Genomic DNA, 21,882 nt, shown 5'->3' with positions numbered 1-21,882 from the left:
TTCCTGCGATTGATTGGGAATCAATACTCAGGGGCTTCAAAAGCCACGCCAGCGGCCGTCACATTCGCATTGCAGAATTCAGGCGGTCGATCATGGTCAGGGCGTGCTGCTTTTTGTCGAGGTTGTAGGTCTCGGTTTCAGATATAGCGTTCAAAGCCGCGTGCCAAGTATCCGACAGCGTTTTGGCTCGCGCGAGATCGCCGGCGAGCGCGGCCTGGCTGGCGCCGGCCGACAGCAGATCAAGCGCGCGGCGATTGAATATCTCGAACGGGATCGCCTGGTCGCGGCCGGCGACCGCCTCGGCAAGACGGTAGGCCGCCGCGACATCTAACTTCTTGGACATCACCAGAGCGTCGAGGGTGGCGGCGATTTCGAGCCCGCCATACTGCGTCAACAGGATCGCATTGCGCGCGCTGCCCCCTGACCGCTCCGCCAGCGCCGCGCGCGCCGCAGGATCCTCCGGTGGCGGCGGCTCGATGCCCTCCAGAACCGTCATCAAGCTCTCGGCATCGAGCGGCGCCAACCGCACCATCTGGCAGCGCGACCTGATCGTCGGCAGCAGACTGCCCGGCGCATGGACGATGAGGATGAATAAGGTGCGCGCGGGTGGCTCTTCAAGATTCTTCAGCAAGGCATTGGCAGCATTGGTGTTCATGTCGTCGGCGGGATCGACGATAACCACCCGGTAGCTGCCGTCGTGCGAGGTCAGCGACAGAAAACGGCTGACCTTGCGGATTTCGTCGACCGTGACCACTGTCTTGAAGCTCTTGGTCTTGTCGTTCACCGGGCGTGTAAGATGCAGCACCGAAGGATGCGCGCCGGTGGCGATCTGTCGAAACAGCGACGAAGCCGGATCTGGAACGGCAAGGCTTTCCGGCGCCTGCTCGAAGGCCGGGTGCTTCAACAGATGATGCGCCAGGTGAAAGGCCAGCGTCGCCTTGCCGATGCCAACCGGTCCGGCAAAGATCAGTGCGTGCGGCAGCTTTCCCGAGCGGTAAGCGGTGGCGAGCATGTTGGCCGCCTGCAGGTGACCGACAAGACGCGGCGTCTCGGATGGCTCGGGCACCCCGTCCAGCGTGTCGTGCTGTTCGGGCGCGATGCGTTCGAAAATCATGCTGGCGCCGCCTGCCTTCTTTGCGCCGGCATCATCCTCTCGAGAGCCGCGAAGACCGCGGCGGTAACGACATCCTCCACCGCATCTAGGTCGGCTGAGGCATCGACGACAACGCAGCGTTCGGGTTCAGCTGAGGCGATCGCGAGAAACGCCTCGCGCCGGCGTTGGTGGATGGCCAATGTTTCTTTCTCGAAGCGGTCCGGTCCGTTACTGCTGCCCCGCCGGGCGGTAGCGCGCCTCAGGCCCTCGGCCGGGTCGATGTCGAAGATCAGTGTCATGTCCGGCATCATGCCGTTGATGGCGACCTTCTCCAATGCGTCCATGAATGCCGGGTCGAGGCCGCCGGTGACGCCCTGGTAGACGCGCGAGGAATCCATGAAACGATCGCAAAGTACGACCGAACCGCGCTCGACTGCCGGCCGGATGACCTGTTCGACATGGTCGGAACGCGCAGCGGCGAAAAGCAGAGCTTCCATCTTGGGGCCGAACGGCTCGGCTGCGCCTGAAAGCAGGACATGCCTGACCGCCTCCGCGCCCGGCGAGCCACCCGGCTCACGTGTCACCAGCACATCGTATTTCTTGGCGCGCATCTTCTTTGCCAGCCGCTCGATCTGCGTCGACTTGCCTGCTCCTTCGCCGCCTTCAAAAGTGATGAAAAATCCGCGCGCCAAAGCCTTTGTCCATACTTCGGGGACCGTATAGTCCCGGCGGAAAAAAAGGTCCACCGCGACGGTGCTAACGCAGCCAGCCGACGGCCAGTTCCTTGGCGGCGTCGAGCGCGCGCTGCGGAAGCGAACCGACACCGATCGACTCGGCGGCAAACAGCGGCGTCTCCTGGCTCAGCGTATCGCCGATCCAGACGCGCAGCGTACCCACCGGCTGCCCCTCCTCCACCGGCGCTGCCACCGGTCCGTCATAGACGATCCTGGCGGTGAGCTTGTCGCGGTTGGTGATCGGCAGGAAGATCTGCACCGGTCCTTTTGCCTTTAACGCGACACCGGACTTGGCACCGCCAAAGACCTGGGCTTCGCCAACCACTTCGTCCTTGGCGAATACTTCAGTCTTCTCGAAGGAGCGAACGCCCCAGTCGAGCAGCTTTCGCGCTTCCTCAGCCCGCTCACGGTCGTTTGCCAGACCGCTCATCGCCGCGATCACCCTTGTGCCGTTGTGGCTGACCGAGCCGACAATGCCGAACCCGGATTGCTCGCTGGCACCGACCGCGAGCCCGTCGGCGCCTATGTCCATGGCCAGTAGCGGATTGCGGTTCCTCTGGGAAATCTTGTTCCAGGTAAAATCCTTCTGGCCGTAATAGCGGTAGAGATCCGGGTAGTTGCGCCAGATATGCAGCGCCAGAAGCGCGAGTTCGCGAACGCTCGTTTGCTGCCCATCGGCCGGCAGACCGGTGGAATTGACGAAAGTCGATTTCTGCAAGCCGATCTGGCGGGCACGCCCGGTCATCTGCGCCGCGAAGTTTGCTTCGGACCCGGCCATCCCTTCAGCGATGACGATACAGCCGTCATTGGCCGCCTGCACGGTCACGCCCTGGATCAGGTCTTCCAGCCGGATCGTCGACTTGAGCTTGGCGAACATGGTCGATGTCCCCGAAGGAGCGCCGCCTTTGCGCCAGGCGTTCTCGCTCACCACGAAGGTGTCATCGAGCGTCATGCGCCCTGATTTGATGGCGTCGAAAGCCACTTCCATCGTCATCAGCTTGGCCAGCGAGGCCGGCGGGATCAACCTGTCGGCGTCCTTGGAAAACAGCACGGTTCCGGTTTCGGCATCGATCATGAAGGCCTGGGCGGCCTTGGTCTCGAAAAGCTGAGCTGAGGCCTGCGCAAGCGAGAGCAGCAGCAGGCCGAGCGCCACAAGCCCGGTGAAAGGGTGAAAAGATTTCATCAGGTTCGACCAATGAGCCGGCGCTTTTGCAAGTTGGCAGAAGCTATCAGGCTTTTGCCTGGCGGATCAATCGCGCGCGAAAAAACCAGGCAGCCCCAAGCTCAGTTGCGTACAGCAAGCGCATCCGGCGCACCATGCGACCACGCTGCCTGCAGCATCTCGTCCAGGCTGCCACGACCGTCGGCAAAGAGGTTGACCGAGTACCAGTCCTTGCCTTCAAGTTCCGAGCGCTGGATTTCGGTCTTGCCGAAGCTGGAAAGCTGGGCCGCCACACGCTCCGCTTCGGCGGCATTCTCGAATGAACCCGCCGCGACATAGGCGGTGGGCGACCCGGCTGGAGGGGCTTGCCGCTTCCACGGTTGAAGAAGCTCGGCGGACGACATGCCGGTGCGATCCAGCCCGGCAAACGCGTTAGAGGCGCGCTGCACGCGCTCGTCGACGTAAGACAGCGACGCCATGGTGAACGGCGATTGCGCCGGCAGGTTGATCTCCGGACGCTCCGGCACGATCGGGCCGAAATCGGGCAGTACAATGTCTCCCGAAGCAGATGCTTGCACCGCCATGACAGGCCGTGCATCGGATCCCTGCCCGGAATTCGTCAGCTGACCGGGGAACGGCACGGCAGCAGCGCTCACCGGCAGGCTTGGCGACGGCCCATTCATCGCGACCATGACGCCGCTGGGCAGACCGTCCGACGGATCCGGCGCCCTGTTGCCTGGACGATACGAAGCCACCAGATACTGCCCGTCATTGCCTTCGAGCGGCGCACGGCCGACATATTCGACCTTCACCTCGGCCGTACCGACATTAGCATAATCGAGCATTTCAGCAGCGCGCTTCGACACATCGATGATGCGTCCATCATGATAGGGCCCGCGGTCGTTGACGCGCACGATCACCGAGCTGCCGGTCTTCATGTTGGTGACCCGCGCATAGCTCGGCAGCGGCATGGTCGGATGCGCCGCCGTCAGATCTGCCATGTCGTAGACTTCGCCGTTGGCCGTCAACCGGCCGTGGAAGGCCTCACCGTACCAGGATGCGAGGCCAACCTTGGCGTAACGCTTGTCTTCCTTCGGATAATACCACTTGCCGCGCACCTGATAGGGCTTGCCGAGCTGGTCGCGTCCGCGAGACGTCTTGAACATGACGCGCGGGCTGGCTTTCACGCCGTATTCGGCTTCGGAAAAATATTCCTTGGAGCGAGGTTTCTTGTTGACCATCGCCCTTTGCTGCGGCCCGGCACATGCTGCAAGAAAGGCTGCCGACAAGGCAAACAGCGCGAAAGCGGAAGCGCGACGAAGACGCGGGCGCGCCGTGGTCTGCATATTTTGATTGTCCCCTATAGCATCGACGAAGGCACCGCAGCATGAACGTCAGCGATGCCAAAGCACCCACTCCAGAAACGCCGGCGACGCCCTACCCCAATCCTTTTTGTGCGCAGGAATTGTTTATCACCGTATTAACCGATTGTGGTCGGAACCGGGCGAGATTGTGGCATGGACCGCCTCGCTGATCGGCATGAAAATCATCGCTTATCGATCAGAAACGCTCGTTGGTGGCGCACTTTGCCCCTGGCTTGGCGTATCTGCGAGCGCAGATTCAGGGACCGAAGATCACAAGTTCGGTGAACGTCAGATCTCCAGGTGCGGGTGGTCTGGGACCTTTGAAGTATTTCAGCCCCTTGTTGGGGCGGTACCATCCCACCAAACCTGGAATCGGCTCCTTGGCGTCGACAAAGCAAACCAGGATTCCGCGTCGCAAGAGAAAGCGCCCCATCGCGCCGGCGCAGCGGCTCAAATCCGCAAGCGAGCGGCAATAGATGACCTGATGGCACTGGATAACACCGTGCAACATTCGGCGCGGCATCAATACCAGGGGGAACGCTGCTCCGTCGCAAATGCAGATCAACGACAGGCAGCCCAGCGCGGCGTGTTCCGAGAGTATGTATCTCTCACTCTCGGGCAGCATCGCCAATTCCGGAAGATCGGGACGCACTTCGACCACGCGACATGACCGCTGCGCCGAACTCAAAGCCGGCAAGAAGGTAAATTGTCCGCTGGAGAAGAGCCGAAAGCCGAGCGCCCGGTTGGCTTTCAATGTCGCTTGTGCAGGCGAAATGTTCGTGTAGGTCACGTCCTTCCGCTTGAGAACCGCCGCAACCAACATGGCGCCATAGGGACGGAAATCTGCATCGACTGACCAGCTTGAAAGATTGCAGCGAATTTCCTCGCTCTCCGACCCCTGATAGCGAGCATAAAGGGTGAGCACAACGCCGACGATCCGACCGGCATGCTCCAAAGCAAAGCCATATTGTGGGAACTCGGCAACCACAGGCCGCTGCGACAAGCGGGTCAGAGCGTGTATCCAGTAACTCCGGTTACGCGCCGGAAAGCCCCTGCACAGGCAATCAACCACTCCCTCCCAGTCGGTTTCGCGGATTGGTCTACAGCGAAGACCGGGCGGGAGAGCGCCAAGTACGGCCAAAATCAACTCCAGAATACGATTTACTTACATGTGCCTAATGCGCTCCACATATCAGCGCTCAACGATTAATAGTCCGTGCGGGTTTTAAAAACGATTTTCCACACTCAGCACAAACACAGCTCGCCATGACGCTGCTCACCGCCCTGGATCGCGCCGAAAGGTGCGGCCGCCACGGTTGACTTGGCGTTGAATGCGGCTTTACAGGAATGGAGCGCGAACCGGTCGGGGAACGTCCTGGTGCCAATCCGGTACCGACAGCTCGAACCCGCTCCTCTCGCGATATCCTAAGTGATTGAAAAATCACCTTGGAGGGATGGCCGAGCGGTTTAAGGCACCGGTCTTGAAAACCGGCGTGGGTGCAAGCCCACCGTGGGTTCGAATCCCACTCCCTCCGCCATATCCGTCTTCAATCCTGCAGGCATGATGTCGAGTTTTCCGCTCGTCGGATTCTTTGACTGCCTGGGTTTAACAGGCCGGCCCGCTTCGGGGAGAACCGCCGCTCTGCCCCATGCAGCGCACCACCTCTCGCGTCGCTGAGATGCGACAGGTGCTGATCGTGGCAACGATACCAAAGTACCGGTGACACCATTGCGTAATCAACAACCTGCCACAAAGCGAAGACTGTCGCCCGCCGCGCAGCCGCGCTTCGTCGGGTTGCTTTCTCCGCGCGAATATGGTGCTTCTCCCGCCTATGAATAAACTATTTTCTGCGGTCCTCGCATGGATGATACTGGCTTGGCCGGCCAGCGCGATGGACAGCGCATTGCGCGCCGGCCTGCTGAAACTCGACCCGCAAACCCGGCTGGAGCAGCGATGCGACGCCGAAATTCTCGACCGGATTACCCGCGACGACCACAAATACAAAGCCGATCGTGTCGTCGCCTACGCTTTTGCGACGCCCGAAATGGGCGCCGATGCGATCAAGAGCCCGGGTGCTGCGTTTCGCAGCAAGGGACAGTGGTACCGGCTGAAATTCAAATGCGAAACAGCGCCGGACCATATGGAAGTCCTGCAGCTCCGCTACCGGATCGGTGATGAAATTCCGGAAAGCGACTGGCCCAAATACAATCTCTATAACTAGGCATTCACGACCTGTGGCCGCATTTTGTCGGTGTTCGGGCCGATCGTCGCAAACTCTGTATATTGCCGCAATAACGGGCGGTTTGCCGACCTTGTTCCAACCAGTCCCTTGACGCGCAGGAACCATACACGTTAGGCCCTCCAGGCATTCGACGCGAACGGTCGGCCAACCAGCAAGGGACTTCCAGTCGATGGAAATTTTCACTGCCGCGGGCTTCTCTGCCCTGCTCCAGGTCATCGCCATCGACCTCGTGCTTGCAGGCGATAACGCCATCGTCATCGGCTTGGCCGCGGCGGGCTTGCCGGTCGAGCAGCGCAAGAGAGCGATTCTCATCGGCGTGGTGGCGGCGACGGTGCTGCGTATCGGTTTTGCTGCGATCACCGTCACCCTGTTACAGATTGTCGGCCTGCTGCTGGCCGGCGGCATCTTGCTGCTGTGGGTGTGCTGGAAAATGTATCGCGAGCTGCGCACGTCGTATGCCGACGAGGTGGAGGCGACCGAAGCGCTGTCCAATTCCGATATCAACAGCGATGATATGGTGGCCGGCAAGGCGCGCAAGAAGACCTTGGGTCAGGCGGCATTGCAGATCGTCATCGCCGACGTGTCGATGTCGCTCGACAACGTACTGGCGGTCGCCGGCGCGGCGCGCGATCACTTCCAGGTGCTGGTGATAGGCCTCGTCCTGTCGATCGCGCTGATGGGCCTTGCCGCGAGCTTCATCGCCAAGCTGCTGCACCGCCATCGCTGGATCGCCTATATCGGCCTTTTGATCATCTTTTATGTCGCACTCGATATGATCTACCGGGGCGCGGTGGAAGTCTTGCCGCATGTCAGCAGTGCGGTGAGCTGACACGCCGACTCGAATTCTCATCGGCCGGCCTTTCAGCTTCGGCGAGCCTTCGGCGACGCTGGCGGTTGCGTTTCGCCGCAGCCGCTGCCCATACCAATGCCGCGACAAGTGTGATACTGCGCCGCCAATCCTGAAAATCCGGAAAAGCTTAGATGTCCGCCCCTCGCGTCAGTTTCGTCAGCCTTGGATGCCCGAAAGCCCTTGTGGATTCCGAGCGCATTATCACCCGCCTGCGCGCCGAAGGCTACGAGATCGCCCGCAAGCACGACGGCGCCGACCTGGTCGTCGTCAACACCTGTGGCTTCCTCGATTCGGCTCGCGACGAATCGCTCAACGCCATCGGCTCCGCACTTTCGGAGAATGGCAAAGTTATCGTCACCGGCTGCCTCGGCGCCGAGCCGGACGTCATCCGTGAAAGACATCCGAACGTCCTCGCCATCACCGGACCACAAGCTTATGAAAGCGTGATGGCGGCGGTGCATGAGGCTGCCCCCCCGAGCCATGATCCCCACATCGACCTTTTGCCGCCGCAAGGGGTCAAGCTCACGCCGCGCCACTATGCGTATCTCAAGATTTCGGAAGGCTGCAACAACCGCTGCACCTTCTGCATCATCCCGGCGCTGCGTGGCGACCTGGTATCGCGGCCGGCCGCCGACGTGTTGCGCGAAGCCGAGAAGCTGGCCAAGGCCGGGGTCAAGGAGATCCTCGTCATCTCGCAGGATACCAGCGCCTACGGCATCGACATCAAATACCAGACCAGCATGTTCGGCGATCGCGAAGTGCGGGCGAAATTCCTCGATCTATCGGAAGAACTGGGTAAGCTCGGTGTCTGGGTGCGCATGCACTATGTCTATCCCTACCCGCATGTCGCGGACGTCATTCCACTGATGGCCGAGGGCAAGATTCTTCCCTATCTCGATATCCCATTCCAGCACGCCTCGCCGCAGGTGCTGAAGAACATGCGCCGGCCCGCTCATGGCGAAAAGACGCTCGAGCGCATTCGCGGCTGGCGCGACGTCTGCCCGGACCTTGCCATCCGCTCCACCTTCATCGTCGGCTTCCCCGGCGAGACGGACGACGATTTCGAGATGCTGCTCGACTGGCTGGACGAGGCCAAGATCGACCGCGCCGGCTGTTTCAAATACGAGCCGGTCAGAGGCGCCCGCTCCAACGAGCTCGGCCTCGAGCAAGTGCCGCAGGAGATCAAGGAAGCCCGCTGGCACCGCTTCATGCAGCGCCAACAGAAGATTTCGGCAACGCAGCTAACCAAGAAAATTGGCAAGCGCCTGCCGGTCCTGATCGACGAGGCGCATGGCAATTCGGCCAAGGGCCGGACCAAATACGACGCGCCCGAAATCGACGGCTCGGTCCATATCCAGTCGCGGCGGCCACTGCGCGCCGGCGACATCGTCACGGTCAAGATCGAGCGCGCCGACGCTTACGACCTTTACGGCTCAGCAGTCTGATATTCCGTCCAAAATGAAAAAGGGCGCCACGTGGCGCCCTTTCGCTCGATATGTTTCCGACCGCCTACTGCGGCAGCTTGTCGTCGACGCCCTTCACGTAGAAATTCATGCCGAGCAACGTGGCGTCGTCGGCGACCTCGCCCTCCTTCAGCCAAGGTGTGCCGTCCTGCTTGGCGATCGGCCCGGTGAAGGGGTTCCAGCCGTCGGCGATCTTCTTGGTGGTGGCTTCGGCCATCGCCTTGACGTCGTCGGGCATGTTGGTGAACGGCGCCAGCTTGACGGCGCCGTCCTTAATGCCGAGCCAGACATTGTCTGGCTTCCAGGTGCCGTCGAGCGCCGCCTGGACCCGGCTGATGTAGTAGGGACCCCACTCGTCGGTCAGCGCGGTCAGCTGCGCGTGCGGCGCGAACTTGATCATGTCGGAGGACTGCCCGAAGCCGTGCAGCTTGCGCTCCTCCGCCACCTGCAAGGCAGCGGTCGAGTCGGTGTGCTGGACGACGATATCGGCGCCCTGGTCGAACAATGCCTTGGCAGCATCGGCCTCCTTGCCCGGATCGAACCAGGAGTTCACCCACACGATCTTCGCCTTGAAGTTCGGGTTGATCGACTGTGCGCCGAGCATAAAGGAATTTATGCCCATCACCACTTCCGGGATCGGGAAGGAAACGATGTAGCCGGCGACGCCCGACTTCGATTGCTTGGCGGCGATCTGGCCAAGCACGTAGCGGCCTTCGTAGAAACGCGCATTGTAGATGCCGAGATTTTCGGCCGTCTTGTAGCCGGTGGCGTGCTCGAACATCACCTTGGGGAATTTCTTGGCGATCTTCACTTCCGGGTCCATGAAGCCGAAGGACGTGCCGAAAATGATCTTGCATCCCTCGCGCGCCAGGCGCTCGAAGGCGCGGTCGGCATCGGGGCCTTCGGAGACGTTTTCGAGATAGGCGGTCTCGACTTTGTCGCCGAGTGCCTTTTCCACCTCGAGGCGGCCTTGGTCGTGCTGGTAGGAGTAGCCGAAATCGCCGATCGGGCCGGTGTAGACCCAGCACGCCTTCAGCTTGTCCGCCGCCTCGGCTGATGCCGCCAGCGACAATGCGGCCGTCGCCGCCATCAGGGCAATAAGCAGTTTTTTCATTGTGTTACCTCTCTGAGTTAAGCCTTGGAGCTTCCGTCTTTTTGTTGTCAACGATCCGGAACGAATGGCTGGCCCAAGGAGGCCGGCGTGTTCATCATCGTCAAACGCTTGTTGCGCGAGATTAGAACGAGAACCACGACGGTTGCCAGATAGGGCAGCGAAGAAAGCAGTTGCGAGGGAAACGATTTTAAGAACGCAATTAACTTGTAGAGCAACCAGGGCGCATCGACGAAGTCCTGCAGATTTATGGCTTGGACGTGAAGCTGGCCAACCCAGATCGCGCCGAAAATATAGGCGCCGGCCAGCACCCGCCATGGCCGCCAGGAGGCGAAGACGACCAGAGCCAGCGCGATCCAGCCGCGGCCGGCGGTCATGTTCTCCACCCATTGCGGTGTGTAGACCAGCGATAGGTGACCGCCGGCGAGGCCGGCACAAGCGCCGCCGAAAATCACTGAGAGATAGCGGTAGCGGATGACATGGATGCCAAGCGCATGGGCGGATGCATGGCTGTCGCCGATCGAGCGCAGCGTGAGCCCGGTGCGGGTCTTGAACAGGAACCACATGACGGCGGCGGTCAGCGCGATCGAGATGTAGAAGATTGGATCCTGGCCGAACAGCAGCCTGCCAACGACCGGGATTGCGGTCAGGCCGGGAATATCGAGGTTTGGCAGCCTTTCGCCGGGCTGGCCGACAAAATTCGTTCCCATCATGCCGGAAAGGCCGAGGCCGAGCAGTGTCAGCGACAGGCCGGTGGCCACCTGATTGGTGGCCAGCGACAGCGTCATGACGGCGAACAGCAGCGAGAACACTGCTCCCATGGTGATTGCCGCCAATAGCCCTATCCAAGGCGAGCCGGTGAGATAGCCGGCGCCGAAACCACCGACGGCACCCATGATCATCATTCCTTCGACGCCGAGATTGAGCACACCCGAACGTTCGACCACTAGTTCGCCGATCGCCGCGATCAGCAGCGGCGTCGCCGCCGTAGCGATGGTCAAGAGGATGTTGACGGTGATGTCCATCAGCGGGCTTCCTCCAGCTTCGGCCCTGCCTCAAGCTTCGGCGCGGAAAAGCCGGTCAGGCGAATGCGGTAATGGATGAGCGTGTCGCAGCCGAGCACGAAGAACAAAAGCATGCCCTGGAACACGCGCGCCACCTTGTCGGAGATGCCGAGCGCGCTTTGCACTGCCTCGCCGCCCAGATAGGTCAGCGCCAGCACAAGGCCTGCGGCGACGATGCCGAGCGGATTGAGCCGGCCGAGAAATGCCACGATGATAGCGGTAAATCCGTAGCCGGGCGAGATCACCGGCTGCAATTGTCCGATGGCTCCCGAGACCTCCGAAATCCCTGCAAGTCCGGCCAGTGCGCCCGACAGCAGGAAGGCGAAGAAGACCATGCGGTTAAGGCCAAACCCGGCGAAGCGCCCTGCCCTCGGGCTTGAGCCGAGCACGCGGACCTCGAAGCCTTTCAGCATACGACTCATCAGGATCCAGATCAGTATCGCCGCGATCAGCGCGAAGACAAATCCCCAGTTTGCCCGGCCGGATTCCGGGAGGAGTTCCGGCAGTATCGCCGAATCGTTGAACTGGATGGTCTGCGGGAAACCATGACCCTGCGGATCGCGCCACGGCCCGCGTACGAGCCAATCGAGGAAGAGCTGGGCGACATAGACCAGCATCAGGCTGGTCAGGATCTCGTTGGTGTTGAAGCGCGTCTTCAGCAGTGCCGGGATTGCAGCATAGGCGGCCCCACCGACCATGCCGAGCAGAAGCATCAGCGGCAGCACCAATGGGCCTTCGAACTGCGGAAACAGCACGGGGATGATCGAGCCGACAATGCCGCCCAGGATGAACTGGCCTTCGGCGCCGATGTTCCAGATGTTGGCCTTGTAGCAGACTGACAGTCCGACCGCGATCAGGATCAGGGGGGCGGCCTTGATCGCCAGCTCATGCAATTGCCAGACCTGGCTGATCGGTTCGATGAAGTAGATGCGGAACGCGGTCAACGGGTTGACGCCGAGCAGCGCGAACATGATGGCACCGGCAATGATCGTCAAAACGAAAGCGATGAAAGGCGAGAGTGCCGAAAACAGCATCGAGCGCTGCGGGCGTTTTACAAGTTCGAGGCGCATCAGGCCGTCTCCAGCTTATGTTCGGCATGACCGGGTTCGGCGCCGCCCATCAGCAGCCCGATTTTCTCGAATGTCGCTTCAGCTATCGGCAGCGGCTTCGACAGTTCGCCATTGTGCATGACCGTGATCGCATCGGAAATCTCGAACAGCTCGTCGAGGTCCTGGCTGATCACCAGCACCGCCGAGCCGCTGCGCGCCAGTTCGATCAGGGCCTGGCGGATGTGGGCCGCCGCACCCGCGTCGACCCCCCAGGTCGGCTGATTGACCACCAAGACGCTGGGCCGGCGGTCGAGTTCGCGGCCAACGATGAATTTCTGCAGATTGCCGCCCGAAAGAGCCGCAGCCTCCGGATCCGGCGCGCTCTTGCGCACGTCCATTGCCTTTATGATGCGCTGGGCAGCGGTATGGATCGCATCGCCCTTGACCATTCCACCGGCGCCGACAAACATCTTGCCATCGGTGGCGTGGCGCGACAGAAGCAGGTTCTCCGAAAGCTTCATGCGCGGTGCTGCGCCATGGCCGAGCCGCTCTTCCGGGACGAAGGCAGCGCCCATCAGACGCCTGCCGGTGATGGTGAGACCGCCGGCATCCTTGCCGCGGATGCGGACCGAGCCGGCATCCGGCTGCAGCACCTCGCCGGAAACGGATTCGAAGAATTCGCCCTGGCCGTTGCCGGCCACACCGGCAATGCCGATCACCTCGCCGGCGCGGACCTCGAGATTGATGTTCCTGAGCGGGATCGAGAACGGGGTCGCTGGCTTGCGGGTGAGTTCGCGGATTTGAAGCAGCACCGGCGCGGTCTCGATACCCTCGGCCGGCGCCCGCACCACGGCCAGCACTTCGTTGCCGACCATCATCCGCGCCAACGAAGACGCGGTTTCCTGGCGCGGATTGCAATGGCCGACCACCTTGCCGTGACGCAGCACGGTGGCGCGGTCGCAGATCCGTTTGACCTCTTCCAGCCGGTGCGAAATGTAGAGGATGGACTTTCCTTCCGAACGCAGCCGTTCGAGCGTCTCGAACAACTTATCGGCCTCCTGCGGCGTCAGCACCGAAGTTGGTTCGTCGAGGATGATGAGTTGCGGCGTCTGCAGCAGGCAGCGGATGATTTCGATACGCTGACGCTCGCCGACCGACAGATCACCGACCAGCGATAGCGGATCGAGAGGCAGGCCGTAACTGTAGGAGAGCGCCCTCGCCTTGGCCGCGATCGTGCTGATCGGCGAGCCGTCATCCAGCGACAGCGCGATGTTCTCCGCCGCCGTCAGCGCTTCGAACAGGGAAAAATGCTGGAAAACCATGCCGATGCCGAGCTTTTTTGCGGTGCCGGGGCTGGTGATCCTGACCGCCTGACCATTCCAGAAAATCTCGCCGGAATTCGGTTCCAGCGATCCAAACAGCATTTTCACCAGGGTCGACTTGCCGGCGCCGTTCTCGCCAAGCAACGCATGGATCTCGCCCTTGGCGATGTTGAGATCGACATGGTCGCACGCCGTCAACGTGCCGAATATCTTTGTGAGGCCGCGAACCTCAAGCAGGTTTGCGCCGTCCTGATCTGCACTCACGGTGCCTCCATCTGGTTTGCCAGACATGTTCTGTGTTCCCGCAAGCATCGTATGCGCGGGCTGCTCTCTACGGTAAGCGCCTCACGACTTGAAAGAGCTTCAAGAATTTCAGCGGAAACTCAAGCGGTAAAGAGCAGTTCGCAAGAACGGCGGCGTCGGCGGCCCGAAACTGCGGGCGCCTAAGGGATAAGTATTGTTGTCCCGGTGGTCCGGCGCTCTTCGAGATCGGAATGCGCTTTGCCGGCCTCGCTGAGCGCGTAACGCTGGTTGATCTTGATCTTGACGGCGCCGCTGAGCACCACACCGAACAAGGCGGCGGCGGAAGCTTCGAGGTCTTCGCGCTTGGCATTATAGACGAACAGTGTCGGCCGCGTTGCGAACAGCGAGCCCTTCTGCGCCAGCAACGAGATGCTGAAGGGCGGGATCGGCCCAGACGATTGACCGAAGCTGACGAAAGTGCCGAGCGGCCGCAGGCAATCGAGCGAGGCTGGAAATGTGTCGTTGCCGACTGAATCGTAGACAACGTCGCATTTCTTGCCACCGGTGATAGCGGCAACGCCGGCCACGAAATCCTGTTCGCGATAGTTGATCACGTGGTCGAAGCCATGCGCCTTGGCGAGCTCGATCTTGTCGGTGGAACTCGCCGTGCCGATCACTGTCGCGCCAAGATGCTTGGCCCATTGGCCGAGGATCAGCCCGACACCGCCCGCCGCCGCATGAAACAGGATCGTGTCGCCGGCTTTCACCTTGAATGTACGGCGCAACAGATATTCGGCGGTCATGCCCTTTAGCATCATGGCTGCGGCCTGTTCGTCACTGATGCCGTCCGGCACCTTCACCACGCGGTCGGCGGCGATCACGCGCTGCCCGGCATAGGCGCCGGTCGTCACGGCGTAGGCGATGCGATCGCCGGGTTTGAGCCAGTCGACATCCGAGCCGACATCCAAGACCACGCCGGCCGCCTCGCCGCCAGGGATCAGCGGAAATCCGCCCTGCGGCGGATAAAGGCCAGAGCGATAATAGACGTCGATGAAATTGAGACCGATCGCGGTATGCTTGACCAGGATCTGTCCCGAGCCCGGCTGCCCGGGATCGGCATCCTCATAGGTCAGGACCTCCGGGCCGCCATGGGCATGGATGCGGATCGCTTTGGACATCTTCTGGCTCTCTTGGGATCAGGCTTTCTTATCCGGCTTGGCGCCGAGATTTGGGAAGAACTGCATGATAGCGCCGATGCAGGCGAGGTAAAGCCCGGTGAACGTAATCCCGAACTTGATGAAATCGCTGACCTGCTCGCCCAGCACGCCGATCTGGTCGTAGAAGGAGGCAAGTGCGGCCTGCGCCAGCGCCAGCGCGCCGAAAGCGCACCAAAGCAGCGTCATGCCGAGATTGATTGGCCGCAGCCGCTTCACCCGCACCGGATGGATGAAATTGATCGGCACGAAGGTGAGAATGCCGGCCACCACGACCACGGCGAAAGAAACCCATTGTCCGGGCTCGATGACGAACAGCGTGAACACCACCATGTTCCAGACGACCGGAAAGCCCTTGAAGAAATTCTCCTTCGTCTTCATGCCGGTATCGGCATAGTAGATTGCGCTCGACACCACGATGATCGCCGCCGACAGGAACGACAGGCGCTCGCCCATGAAACCGCGCTGATAGAGCGCGAAGGCCGGAATCAACACGTAGGTCACGTAATCGATGATGTTGTCGAGCAGTTCGCCCGACCAAGTCGGCAGGATTTCCTTGACATCGAGCTTCCTGGCGATCGGCCCGTCGATGCCGTCGACGAAAAGCGCCAGCCCCAGCCACCAGAACATCGCCGTCCAGCGCTGCTCGCTTGCTGCCACCAGCGACAGAAACGCCAGGAATGAGCCCGACGCGGTCAAGAGATGGACCGAGAACGCCCGCGCCTGAGGCCATGTGACTTTCTTCTTCGGCCGCGGAATCCGGTCGGCGATTTTCCTGGCCGTCGTCTTCTTGCTCACGGGCCCCGCCAGTCCAGCTTGCAGATTTCGGCCGAACGGCCAGCAAAGTTCCAGTTGCGGCCAAAGGCCCGCATTTTGCTCTTGTCGGATTTGGCGACGATGATTTCCGGCGCAATCCAGTATTCCGAATTGCTGATGACCGTATCCTTGTCGCGATCCTTGCCGGTAATTGGCGTCACCGCACCATCGATGATCTTCGGTATCTGAAAGATGCGTGTTTTCTCACGCGTCTCGTAGGTGATCGGCACCTGCTCGGCACCGAGGAACTGTCCGACCAGGATGGAGAGCAGCGATGTGGTTCCACCGGCCTTGCCGGTGAATATCTTCGTCAGTCCCTTCACAGCGTAAACCGAGGCGCGCTTGTCGATGAACAGGCCCGCCGTCCAGTTGCCGCGGCTCATATAACCGGGGATTTCCATGACCAGCCCAAGATTGAGGCCGGACAGGTCGACCTCGCCGAAATGGCCGGCATCGATCCGGAACCCCGCCCAGGTTTGGCAATAGCCTTCCGTAGGCGGATGATTGCCGAGCGACAGAACGCAAGGGCAAAAAACCGTGCAATTGCAGGAAAGGATGAGCTCTCCCTTCATTGCCCAGTTTTGATCTGTCATCGAATTCTCCCCCCTCATGCCGAGACTACTAGTAGCGCGGCTGCCCAGACAAGCAGTATCGCACCGCCCAACCGCGTCGGCAGATTGCCTGCCGTCTGTTTTTCGACCAGGCTGAACAAGCCGACCAGCGCCATCCAGAACACGTTCATCACACCGACGGCAAACATTACCAGCATCAGCGCCCAGCAGCATCCAAGGCACCACAGGCCCTGCTCTATACCGAGCCGGAAAATGCGAATGGGCCTGGCGCTCCAGTTGGCGAACAGGACCGAGAACGGATTTCTGCACTTCACCAGACAGGCTTCCTTCAGCCAGCTGAACTGATAGAGACCAGCGATCGACAGTGCGGCTGCTCCGGCAATTCCAAGCAGCGGATCGAGCATCTGCCCGGATGACACGAATGCATGGACTGCGAGCGTCAGGGCAGCGAATATTGCCGAGGCGGCAAGCCAGACGCTCAAATATCCAGCGACAAGGATCAGCGGATGGGCAACGGGTTCCCCCTTGATCCGGGCGGTATCTGCGATCTCGCAATAAGTGCGGATCATCGGCGCCGCGGAGGGCAGCATGGTCGCGATGGCCATCAACAGCCACATCGCGGTGAGTGCCCCGCCTTGCGCGCCTACGCTTGCGCGAAGCGGCGCCGGCGCCAGGCAAAGGGCGAAGAAACGCGCAAGGAAATCCGGCAGCGGCAGTTGCGGCAGGTATTCCAGCACGGCGTCGCCGGGTACATCGGCGCCCGGGAGCCGGCTCACCGCCCCCCGAACTGCCATTGCGCCGAGAAGGAGCCAGGCAAGGGCGATGCCCATGCCGGCAACGACGCTCACCGTCAGTCGAGGGCTGCGCGCAACGCTCGCAATCGCGCGGCCGGTGCCGTCGAGGTGGCTGAAATCGTCTTGTTGGCCAGTCATGGCAACCGAATGGGCCGAATCGCCGCGTTGATCAAGCCGCATCACCTGATCTATATGGACCAGCAGGCCGGACGGGCCTCACCTCGCAATCCGGAAGCCGAATTTGAACCATCGGGAAACAGCACGGATACTGGTCGCCGGCAGCGGCCCTGCGGGGCTGATCGCGGCGCTTGGCTTTGCCGAGGCGGGCTTTCCCGTGACGCTCGTCGGACCCGACGCCGCCGGCCCCGACGGCCGGACGACAGCCTTGATGAACCCTGCCCTGAAGATGTTCGAACGGCTAGGGATCTTCGACGGAATCAGGCCGCACGCAGCGCCGCTCAAGGTGATGCGTATCGTTGACGCAACCAACCGGCTGATCCGCAGCCCGACAGTGACCTTTCGCGCCAGCGAGATCAACGAAGAGCAATTCGGGCTGAACTTGCCCAACAGCGTTCTCAACCGCATGCTAGCCGAGGCTGTCGCGCATTCGGGCATCGAATGGCGAAAGTCGATGGTGGAGGCATGGCGCCTCGATGCCGACCATGCCCATGCCGTTCTCGCCGACGGCAGCGAGGTTGAGGCATCGTTGGCAGTTGCCGCCGATGGCCGTCAGTCGCCGGCCCGCGAGGCAGCCGGCATCCGCACCTCGATCCGATCCTATCCGCAGGCGGCGTTGGTGCTCAATTTCGGTCACCGCAGCGACCATGCCTTCACCTCGACCGAATTCCACACCGAGACCGGTCCGTTCACACAGGTTCCCCTGCCCGGCAACCGGTCCAGCCTTGTCTGGGTGCTCGAACCCGATATCGCCAAGGACCTTGCAGCACTCGACGACGCTGAGCTTTCGACGCGGGTCGAACAGCGAATGCAATCGATGTTGGGCCGCGTGTCGGTTGAGCCCGGCCGGCAGGTCTACCCACTTTCAGCGGTGAGCCCGTGGCGGTTTGCGCATCGCCGCGTGGCACTTGTCGGTGAAGCCGCCCACGTGTTTCCCCCAATTGGCGCGCAAGGCCTCAATCTCGGCATCCGGGACATCGACGACCTGATTGGTGCCGCAAGCAGAAACCGCTCGGACCCGGGCGCCCCCAAGGCGCTTGCAGCCTATGATTTCAAGCGGCGGCCGGACATTCTGGCGCGCAGCAGCGCGGTCAACCTGCTCAACATGTCGTTGCTTTCCGACATGCTGCCGGCTCAGATGGTGCGCAGCGCTGGCCTTGGCGCGCTTGAGCGGTTTGCGCCGTTACGGGCGTTTTTCATGCGCGAGGGTCTTCGACCCGGCAGCGGTTTTGCGGCGTTTTTTGGCGGATTGCGAAAACCGGCTGAGCGATAGCGATCTTGGCCACCGCCCTTGATCCGCATCTCGCGATGCTCAACCCGGCATCAAGGGGATCGGGATTGAATTGACGCGGCGTCTGCGCCAAATAATGACGATGTCGACCTTAAGGTCTGGGCCAATCTTTGCCGGACCGGTGCGTAAGAATCTAAAGTCCTGGAGCGTTCCTTGCGTGTTCCAGGATGCGTGGCGTTCAAGAAGTTCAAGTGGTGAGTGCGATGAAGACAGCCAAATTCTCGATCGGACAGGTGGTTCGGCACCGGCTGTTTCCGTTCCGCGGCGTCATTTTCGACGTCGATCCGCAATTCGCCAATACTGACGAATGGTACGAGGCGATCCCCGCTGACGTGCGGCCGCGCAAGGACCAGCCTTTCTATCATCTGCTCGCCGAGAATTCCGAAACGGAATACATCGCCTATGTGTCCGAGCAGAATTTACTCGAGGACCGGTCGGGCGAACCGGTCCGGCATCCGCAGATTGGTGAAATGTTCGACAAGAAGCCGGACGGGCGCTACGAGCCGAAGCACCAATTGAGACATTGACTTAGTCGGAATCTGGCTGGCCTGAGACATGGCTGGACCCGACAAACAGCCGGTCCAAACGAAAAAAGCGGGGCATGAACCCGCTTTTTTATTCGTCCGAAACCCGTCGATCAGTTGGCGGCCTTCGCCTTTTCCTGCTCTTCCTTGAGCTTCTTGGCAAAGTCCTGATTGTTCTTGGCGACGAACTCCTGGAGCTTCTTCTGCCGGTCCTCGATGTCCGACTGCTGCAGCGGCGGGCCGTCGAAGGCGCCGCTGAAGCCGGTCAGCGCAATCTTGATCGGGTTCGGCTGGTTCTGGAAATTGACCGAGGTGAGCGTCAGCGCCGATCCCTTTTTGAAGGATGCGACAAGCTGATCGCTCAGCGGCACTTCCGCCACGCAGCGATCCGGAAAACAAATCACATAGTCGAGCTTCTGCGCCTTGCCGCCGTCGATCTGGAGGCCGATGCCGGGAGGAACGAGACGGCCGGTCGGAACCGTCACCTGGAACACCTTGCGGTTCACCTTGCCCTTCAATTCGATCAGGCTGACGCCGGTGATGAGCTGGCCGTTGCCAGCGGTGGTGATGTTCTGGACATTGCAGATGTCGACGTCTTCCTGCTTGGTGCAGGCCTTGAACCAGCCTTGCGGAATCTGCTGTTGCTGCTGCGCGGAAGCAGCGGGAATCCCGGCGCCCAGAATGCCGACCACGCCAGCGGCCATGACCGACAGGCGGTGCGCGTTGCTGTTCAGGCTCGTCATGTCGTGCATTCCTCTCAAATGATCCCGGAACCGGCTTGTTTCATGCCGTGTGGTCCAGCTACCTGTTGCCGAAATGAGGCAACAGAATGACTTCGGACGGCGTGTTACACTGCAAGCGGTGCCGAATCCAGCCCGGGTCTCGCGAATCTTGGCCAAGGGATAGGCTCAAGGGGTTGGCCGGTGCACGACCGGCTCATGTATGCTGCGCATCGAATCGGGAAGGAGACGGTCATGGGCCGCGTTGTCGTTTGGCTGATCGCCGCAATCTTGTTTGTCGGCCTTTCCCTGCAGCCGGCTCTGTCGGAACCGAAGCACGCGCTTGCCATGCAGGGCGAGCCGGCGCTGCCGGCCGACTATGATCATTTCAATTACGTCAATCCCGACGCGCCGAAAGGCGGCAGCATTACCTATTGCGTCGTCGGCCGCTTCGACAATCTCAATCCGTTCATCCTGAGAAGCCTGCGCACCACCGCGCGCGGCATGATGGATCAAGCCTTTGGCAATCTTGTCTTCGAGCCGTTGATGCAGCGCAACTACGACGAGGCCTTCAGTCTCTACGGCCTGCTCGCCGATACCGCCGACATGGATCCCGAGCGCAAGAGCATCGAATTCCACCTCGATCCCAACGCCAAATGGTCGGACGGCGAGCCGGTGACGCCGGAAGACGTGTTGTTTACCTATGACGTCTTCACCGAGAAGGGCCGGCCACCTTACAGCCAGCGAATGAAAGCGATTGCCAAGCTCGAAAAGACCGGCGACCGCAGTGTGCGCTTCACCTTCAACGACAAGGCCGACCGCGAATTTCCTTTGATCATTGCGCTGACGCCGATCATCCCGAAACACGCCTTCAACAAGGACACCTTCGACAGGACGACGCTAAAGCCGGTGATCGGCAGCGGGCCTTACACGGTGGCGCAAGTCGTGCCCGGTCAGCGCATCGTGTTCAAGCGCAATCCGGACTATTGGGGCAAGGACGTGCCGTCCAAGCGCGGCTTCGACAATTACGACCAGATCACCATCGAATATTTCCTCAACGCCAACGCCAAGCAGGAAGCGTTCAAGAAAGGCATCTGCGCCATTGACGACGACAGCGACCCGGTCAAACGCGAGCGCGATCTCGATTTTCCGGCCTTCCACAGGGGCGAGGTCATCGCCGAAACTTTCGATACCGGCATTCCGCCGGTGGTCAACGGTTTCCTGTTCAACACGCGGCTGCCGAAATTTTCCAATCCGGTCGTGCGGCGCGCGCTCGGCATGCTCTACGATTTCGAATGGGCCAACAAGAATCTGTTCGGCGGCAAATACACGCGCACGATGAGCTTTTGGCAGAATTCCGAGCTGTCCGCGCTCGGCCACCCGGCCAGCGAAAAGGAAAAGGCCCTGCTGGCCCCCTACCCCGGCCGAGTGCCCGCAGATGTCATGGACGGCACCTACAGGCCGCCCGCTACCGACGGCTCCGGCCAGGACCGCAAGGTGCTGAAGGCGGCATTCGAGCTGCTGAAGAGCGCGGGCTATACGGTGCAGGACGGCGCGATGCTCGATCCCGAGGGAAAGCCGTTCGGTTTCGAGATCCTGACCGCCTCGCAGGACGAAGAGCGACTTGCCGCTATCTATCAGCGCACCCTTGAGAAGCTCGGCATCGATGTCGGCATCCGCAGCCTCGACGGTGATCAGATCCAGTCGCGCAAGCAGCGTTTCGATTTCGAGGTGCTGGTCGGCTCGACCGGTTTCAACAACTCGCTGTCGCCCGGTATCGAGCAAACCGGGCGCTGGGGATCCGCTGCCGCCAAGGCCGAAGGCTCGTTCAACCTGGCGGGTGTCGCCGACCCCGCAGTGGATGCGGCGATCGAGGCGATGCTGAGAGCTCGTTCGAAGGAGGACTATGTAGCGGCCGTCCGCGTTCTCGACCGGCTGCTGATCTCCGGCAATTACATGGTGCCGACGCAGCACAACAACCAGCAATGGCTCGCTTATTGGAACTATCTGGAACATCCGCAAAAGACGCCCATATACGGTTATCAGTTGCCGACCTGGTGGCGCAAACCGAGGTGAC

General features: G+C 61.2%; 20 protein-coding genes and 1 tRNA gene. 7 read left to right on the top strand and 14 right to left on the bottom strand.

The features are described 5' to 3' along the window. Nucleotides 1–58: 58 nt before the first annotated feature. The 5 genes from NKH33_RS12605 to NKH33_RS12585 all read right to left on the bottom strand — a co-directional run bounded on the left by NKH33_RS12605 (nt 59) and on the right by NKH33_RS12585 (nt 5,341). Nucleotides 59–1,114: a DNA polymerase III subunit delta' gene (locus NKH33_RS12605; protein ID WP_352682722.1), complete on the bottom strand. Its 1,056-nt coding sequence runs from the start codon at nt 1,112–1,114 to the stop codon at nt 59–61. Next, entirely contained in the window at nt 1,111–1,785 is a 675-nt protein-coding gene (tmk, locus tag NKH33_RS12600) for a dTMP kinase (RefSeq protein WP_352682724.1), read from the bottom strand. The genes NKH33_RS12605 and tmk overlap by 4 nt, the downstream gene beginning before the upstream one ends. A 64-nt stretch (nt 1,786–1,849) precedes the next feature. Further along, entirely contained in the window at nt 1,850–3,010 is a 1,161-nt protein-coding gene (locus tag NKH33_RS12595) for a D-alanyl-D-alanine carboxypeptidase family protein (RefSeq protein WP_352471861.1), read from the bottom strand. 101 nt (nt 3,011–3,111) lie between these two features. After that, the gene (locus NKH33_RS12590) at nt 3,112–4,335 is read right to left on the bottom strand and encodes a septal ring lytic transglycosylase RlpA family protein (RefSeq protein WP_352919751.1); all 1,224 of its coding nucleotides are present in this window, start codon (nt 4,333–4,335) and stop codon (nt 3,112–3,114) included. Between the two features lie 274 nt (nt 4,336–4,609). Next, a complete protein-coding gene (locus NKH33_RS12585) occupies nt 4,610–5,341 on the bottom strand; it encodes a hypothetical protein (protein WP_352919748.1) in 732 nt (243 codons plus the stop codon). 460 nt (nt 5,342–5,801) lie between these two features. Here NKH33_RS12585 and NKH33_RS12580 point away from each other — a divergent pair. The 4 genes from NKH33_RS12580 to rimO all read left to right on the top strand — a co-directional run bounded on the left by NKH33_RS12580 (nt 5,802) and on the right by rimO (nt 8,891). Further along, a tRNA-Ser gene (locus tag NKH33_RS12580) sits at nt 5,802–5,891 on the top strand. 276 nt (nt 5,892–6,167) lie between these two features. After that, nucleotides 6,168–6,575, top strand: coding sequence for a DUF930 domain-containing protein (locus NKH33_RS12575; RefSeq protein ID WP_352471864.1), 408 nt, complete (start codon nt 6,168–6,170; stop codon nt 6,573–6,575). Nucleotides 6,576–6,765: 190 nt separating this feature from the next. Beyond that, nucleotides 6,766–7,425: a TerC family protein gene (locus tag NKH33_RS12570; RefSeq protein WP_023675054.1), complete on the top strand. Its 660-nt coding sequence runs from the start codon at nt 6,766–6,768 to the stop codon at nt 7,423–7,425. Between the two features lie 152 nt (nt 7,426–7,577). Then, nucleotides 7,578–8,891 (top strand): 30S ribosomal protein S12 methylthiotransferase RimO, encoded by a 1,314-nt coding sequence (rimO, locus tag NKH33_RS12565; protein WP_352448918.1) that lies wholly within the window; start codon nt 7,578–7,580, stop codon nt 8,889–8,891. A 64-nt stretch (nt 8,892–8,955) separates the two neighbouring features. Here the strand turns inward: rimO and NKH33_RS12560 are convergent, their stop codons facing one another. The 8 genes from NKH33_RS12560 to NKH33_RS12525 all read right to left on the bottom strand — a co-directional run bounded on the left by NKH33_RS12560 (nt 8,956) and on the right by NKH33_RS12525 (nt 17,232). Continuing rightward, a complete protein-coding gene (locus NKH33_RS12560) occupies nt 8,956–10,023 on the bottom strand; it encodes a BMP family ABC transporter substrate-binding protein (RefSeq protein WP_352542018.1) in 1,068 nt (355 codons plus the stop codon). A 47-nt stretch (nt 10,024–10,070) separates the two neighbouring features. After that, the gene (locus tag NKH33_RS12555) at nt 10,071–11,045 is read right to left on the bottom strand and encodes an ABC transporter permease (protein ID WP_352448916.1); all 975 of its coding nucleotides are present in this window, start codon (nt 11,043–11,045) and stop codon (nt 10,071–10,073) included. Continuing rightward, nucleotides 11,045–12,157: an ABC transporter permease gene (locus NKH33_RS12550; RefSeq protein ID WP_352448966.1), complete on the bottom strand. Its 1,113-nt coding sequence runs from the start codon at nt 12,155–12,157 to the stop codon at nt 11,045–11,047. The genes NKH33_RS12555 and NKH33_RS12550 overlap by 1 nt, the downstream gene beginning before the upstream one ends. Continuing rightward, nucleotides 12,154–13,746: an ABC transporter ATP-binding protein gene (locus NKH33_RS12545; protein ID WP_502898600.1), complete on the bottom strand. Its 1,593-nt coding sequence runs from the start codon at nt 13,744–13,746 to the stop codon at nt 12,154–12,156. The genes NKH33_RS12550 and NKH33_RS12545 overlap by 4 nt, the downstream gene beginning before the upstream one ends. Before the next feature lie 152 nt (nt 13,747–13,898). Then, complete coding sequence (locus tag NKH33_RS12540) at nt 13,899–14,876, bottom strand: quinone oxidoreductase family protein (RefSeq protein WP_352919744.1); 978 nt, start codon at nt 14,874–14,876, stop codon at nt 13,899–13,901. Between the two features lie 18 nt (nt 14,877–14,894). Beyond that, on the bottom strand, nt 14,895–15,671 hold the full coding sequence (gene pcsA / locus NKH33_RS12535; RefSeq protein WP_502896505.1) for a phosphatidylcholine synthase: 777 nt from the start codon (nt 15,669–15,671) through the stop codon (nt 14,895–14,897). A gap of 35 nt (nt 15,672–15,706) precedes the next feature. After that, a complete protein-coding gene (locus NKH33_RS12530) occupies nt 15,707–16,321 on the bottom strand; it encodes a DUF1326 domain-containing protein (RefSeq protein ID WP_352471871.1) in 615 nt (204 codons plus the stop codon). A 14-nt stretch (nt 16,322–16,335) separates the two neighbouring features. Next, a complete protein-coding gene (locus tag NKH33_RS12525) occupies nt 16,336–17,232 on the bottom strand; it encodes a DUF2182 domain-containing protein (protein ID WP_352919741.1) in 897 nt (298 codons plus the stop codon). A 103-nt stretch (nt 17,233–17,335) separates the two neighbouring features. Between NKH33_RS12525 and NKH33_RS12520 the strand changes: the two genes are divergently transcribed. Further along, a complete protein-coding gene (locus tag NKH33_RS12520; RefSeq protein WP_352502442.1) occupies nt 17,336–18,544 on the top strand; it encodes a UbiH/UbiF family hydroxylase in 1,209 nt (402 codons plus the stop codon). Nucleotides 18,545–18,765: 221 nt separating this feature from the next. Beyond that, the gene (gene hspQ, locus NKH33_RS12515; RefSeq protein ID WP_023675043.1) at nt 18,766–19,089 is read left to right on the top strand and encodes a heat shock protein HspQ; all 324 of its coding nucleotides are present in this window, start codon (nt 18,766–18,768) and stop codon (nt 19,087–19,089) included. 110 nt (nt 19,090–19,199) lie between these two features. Here hspQ and NKH33_RS12510 read toward each other — a convergent pair whose 3' ends face one another. Then, nucleotides 19,200–19,829 (bottom strand): invasion associated locus B family protein, encoded by a 630-nt coding sequence (locus NKH33_RS12510; protein ID WP_352873374.1) that lies wholly within the window; start codon nt 19,827–19,829, stop codon nt 19,200–19,202. Nucleotides 19,830–20,060: 231 nt separating this feature from the next. On the opposite strand from NKH33_RS12510, the gene NKH33_RS12505 reads away from it, so the two are divergent. Further along, nucleotides 20,061–21,881, top strand: a complete 1,821-nt coding sequence (locus NKH33_RS12505) for an extracellular solute-binding protein (protein WP_352919738.1) — start codon at nt 20,061–20,063, stop codon at nt 21,879–21,881. The last annotated feature ends 1 nt before the right edge of the window (nt 21,882 follow it).

Source organism: Mesorhizobium sp. M1182, assembly GCF_040318335.1.
Classification (GTDB): domain Bacteria; phylum Pseudomonadota; class Alphaproteobacteria; order Rhizobiales; family Rhizobiaceae; genus Mesorhizobium.
The sequence above is the reverse complement of the archived record's forward strand: the minus strand, read 5'-3'. Positions and strand labels throughout refer to the sequence as shown.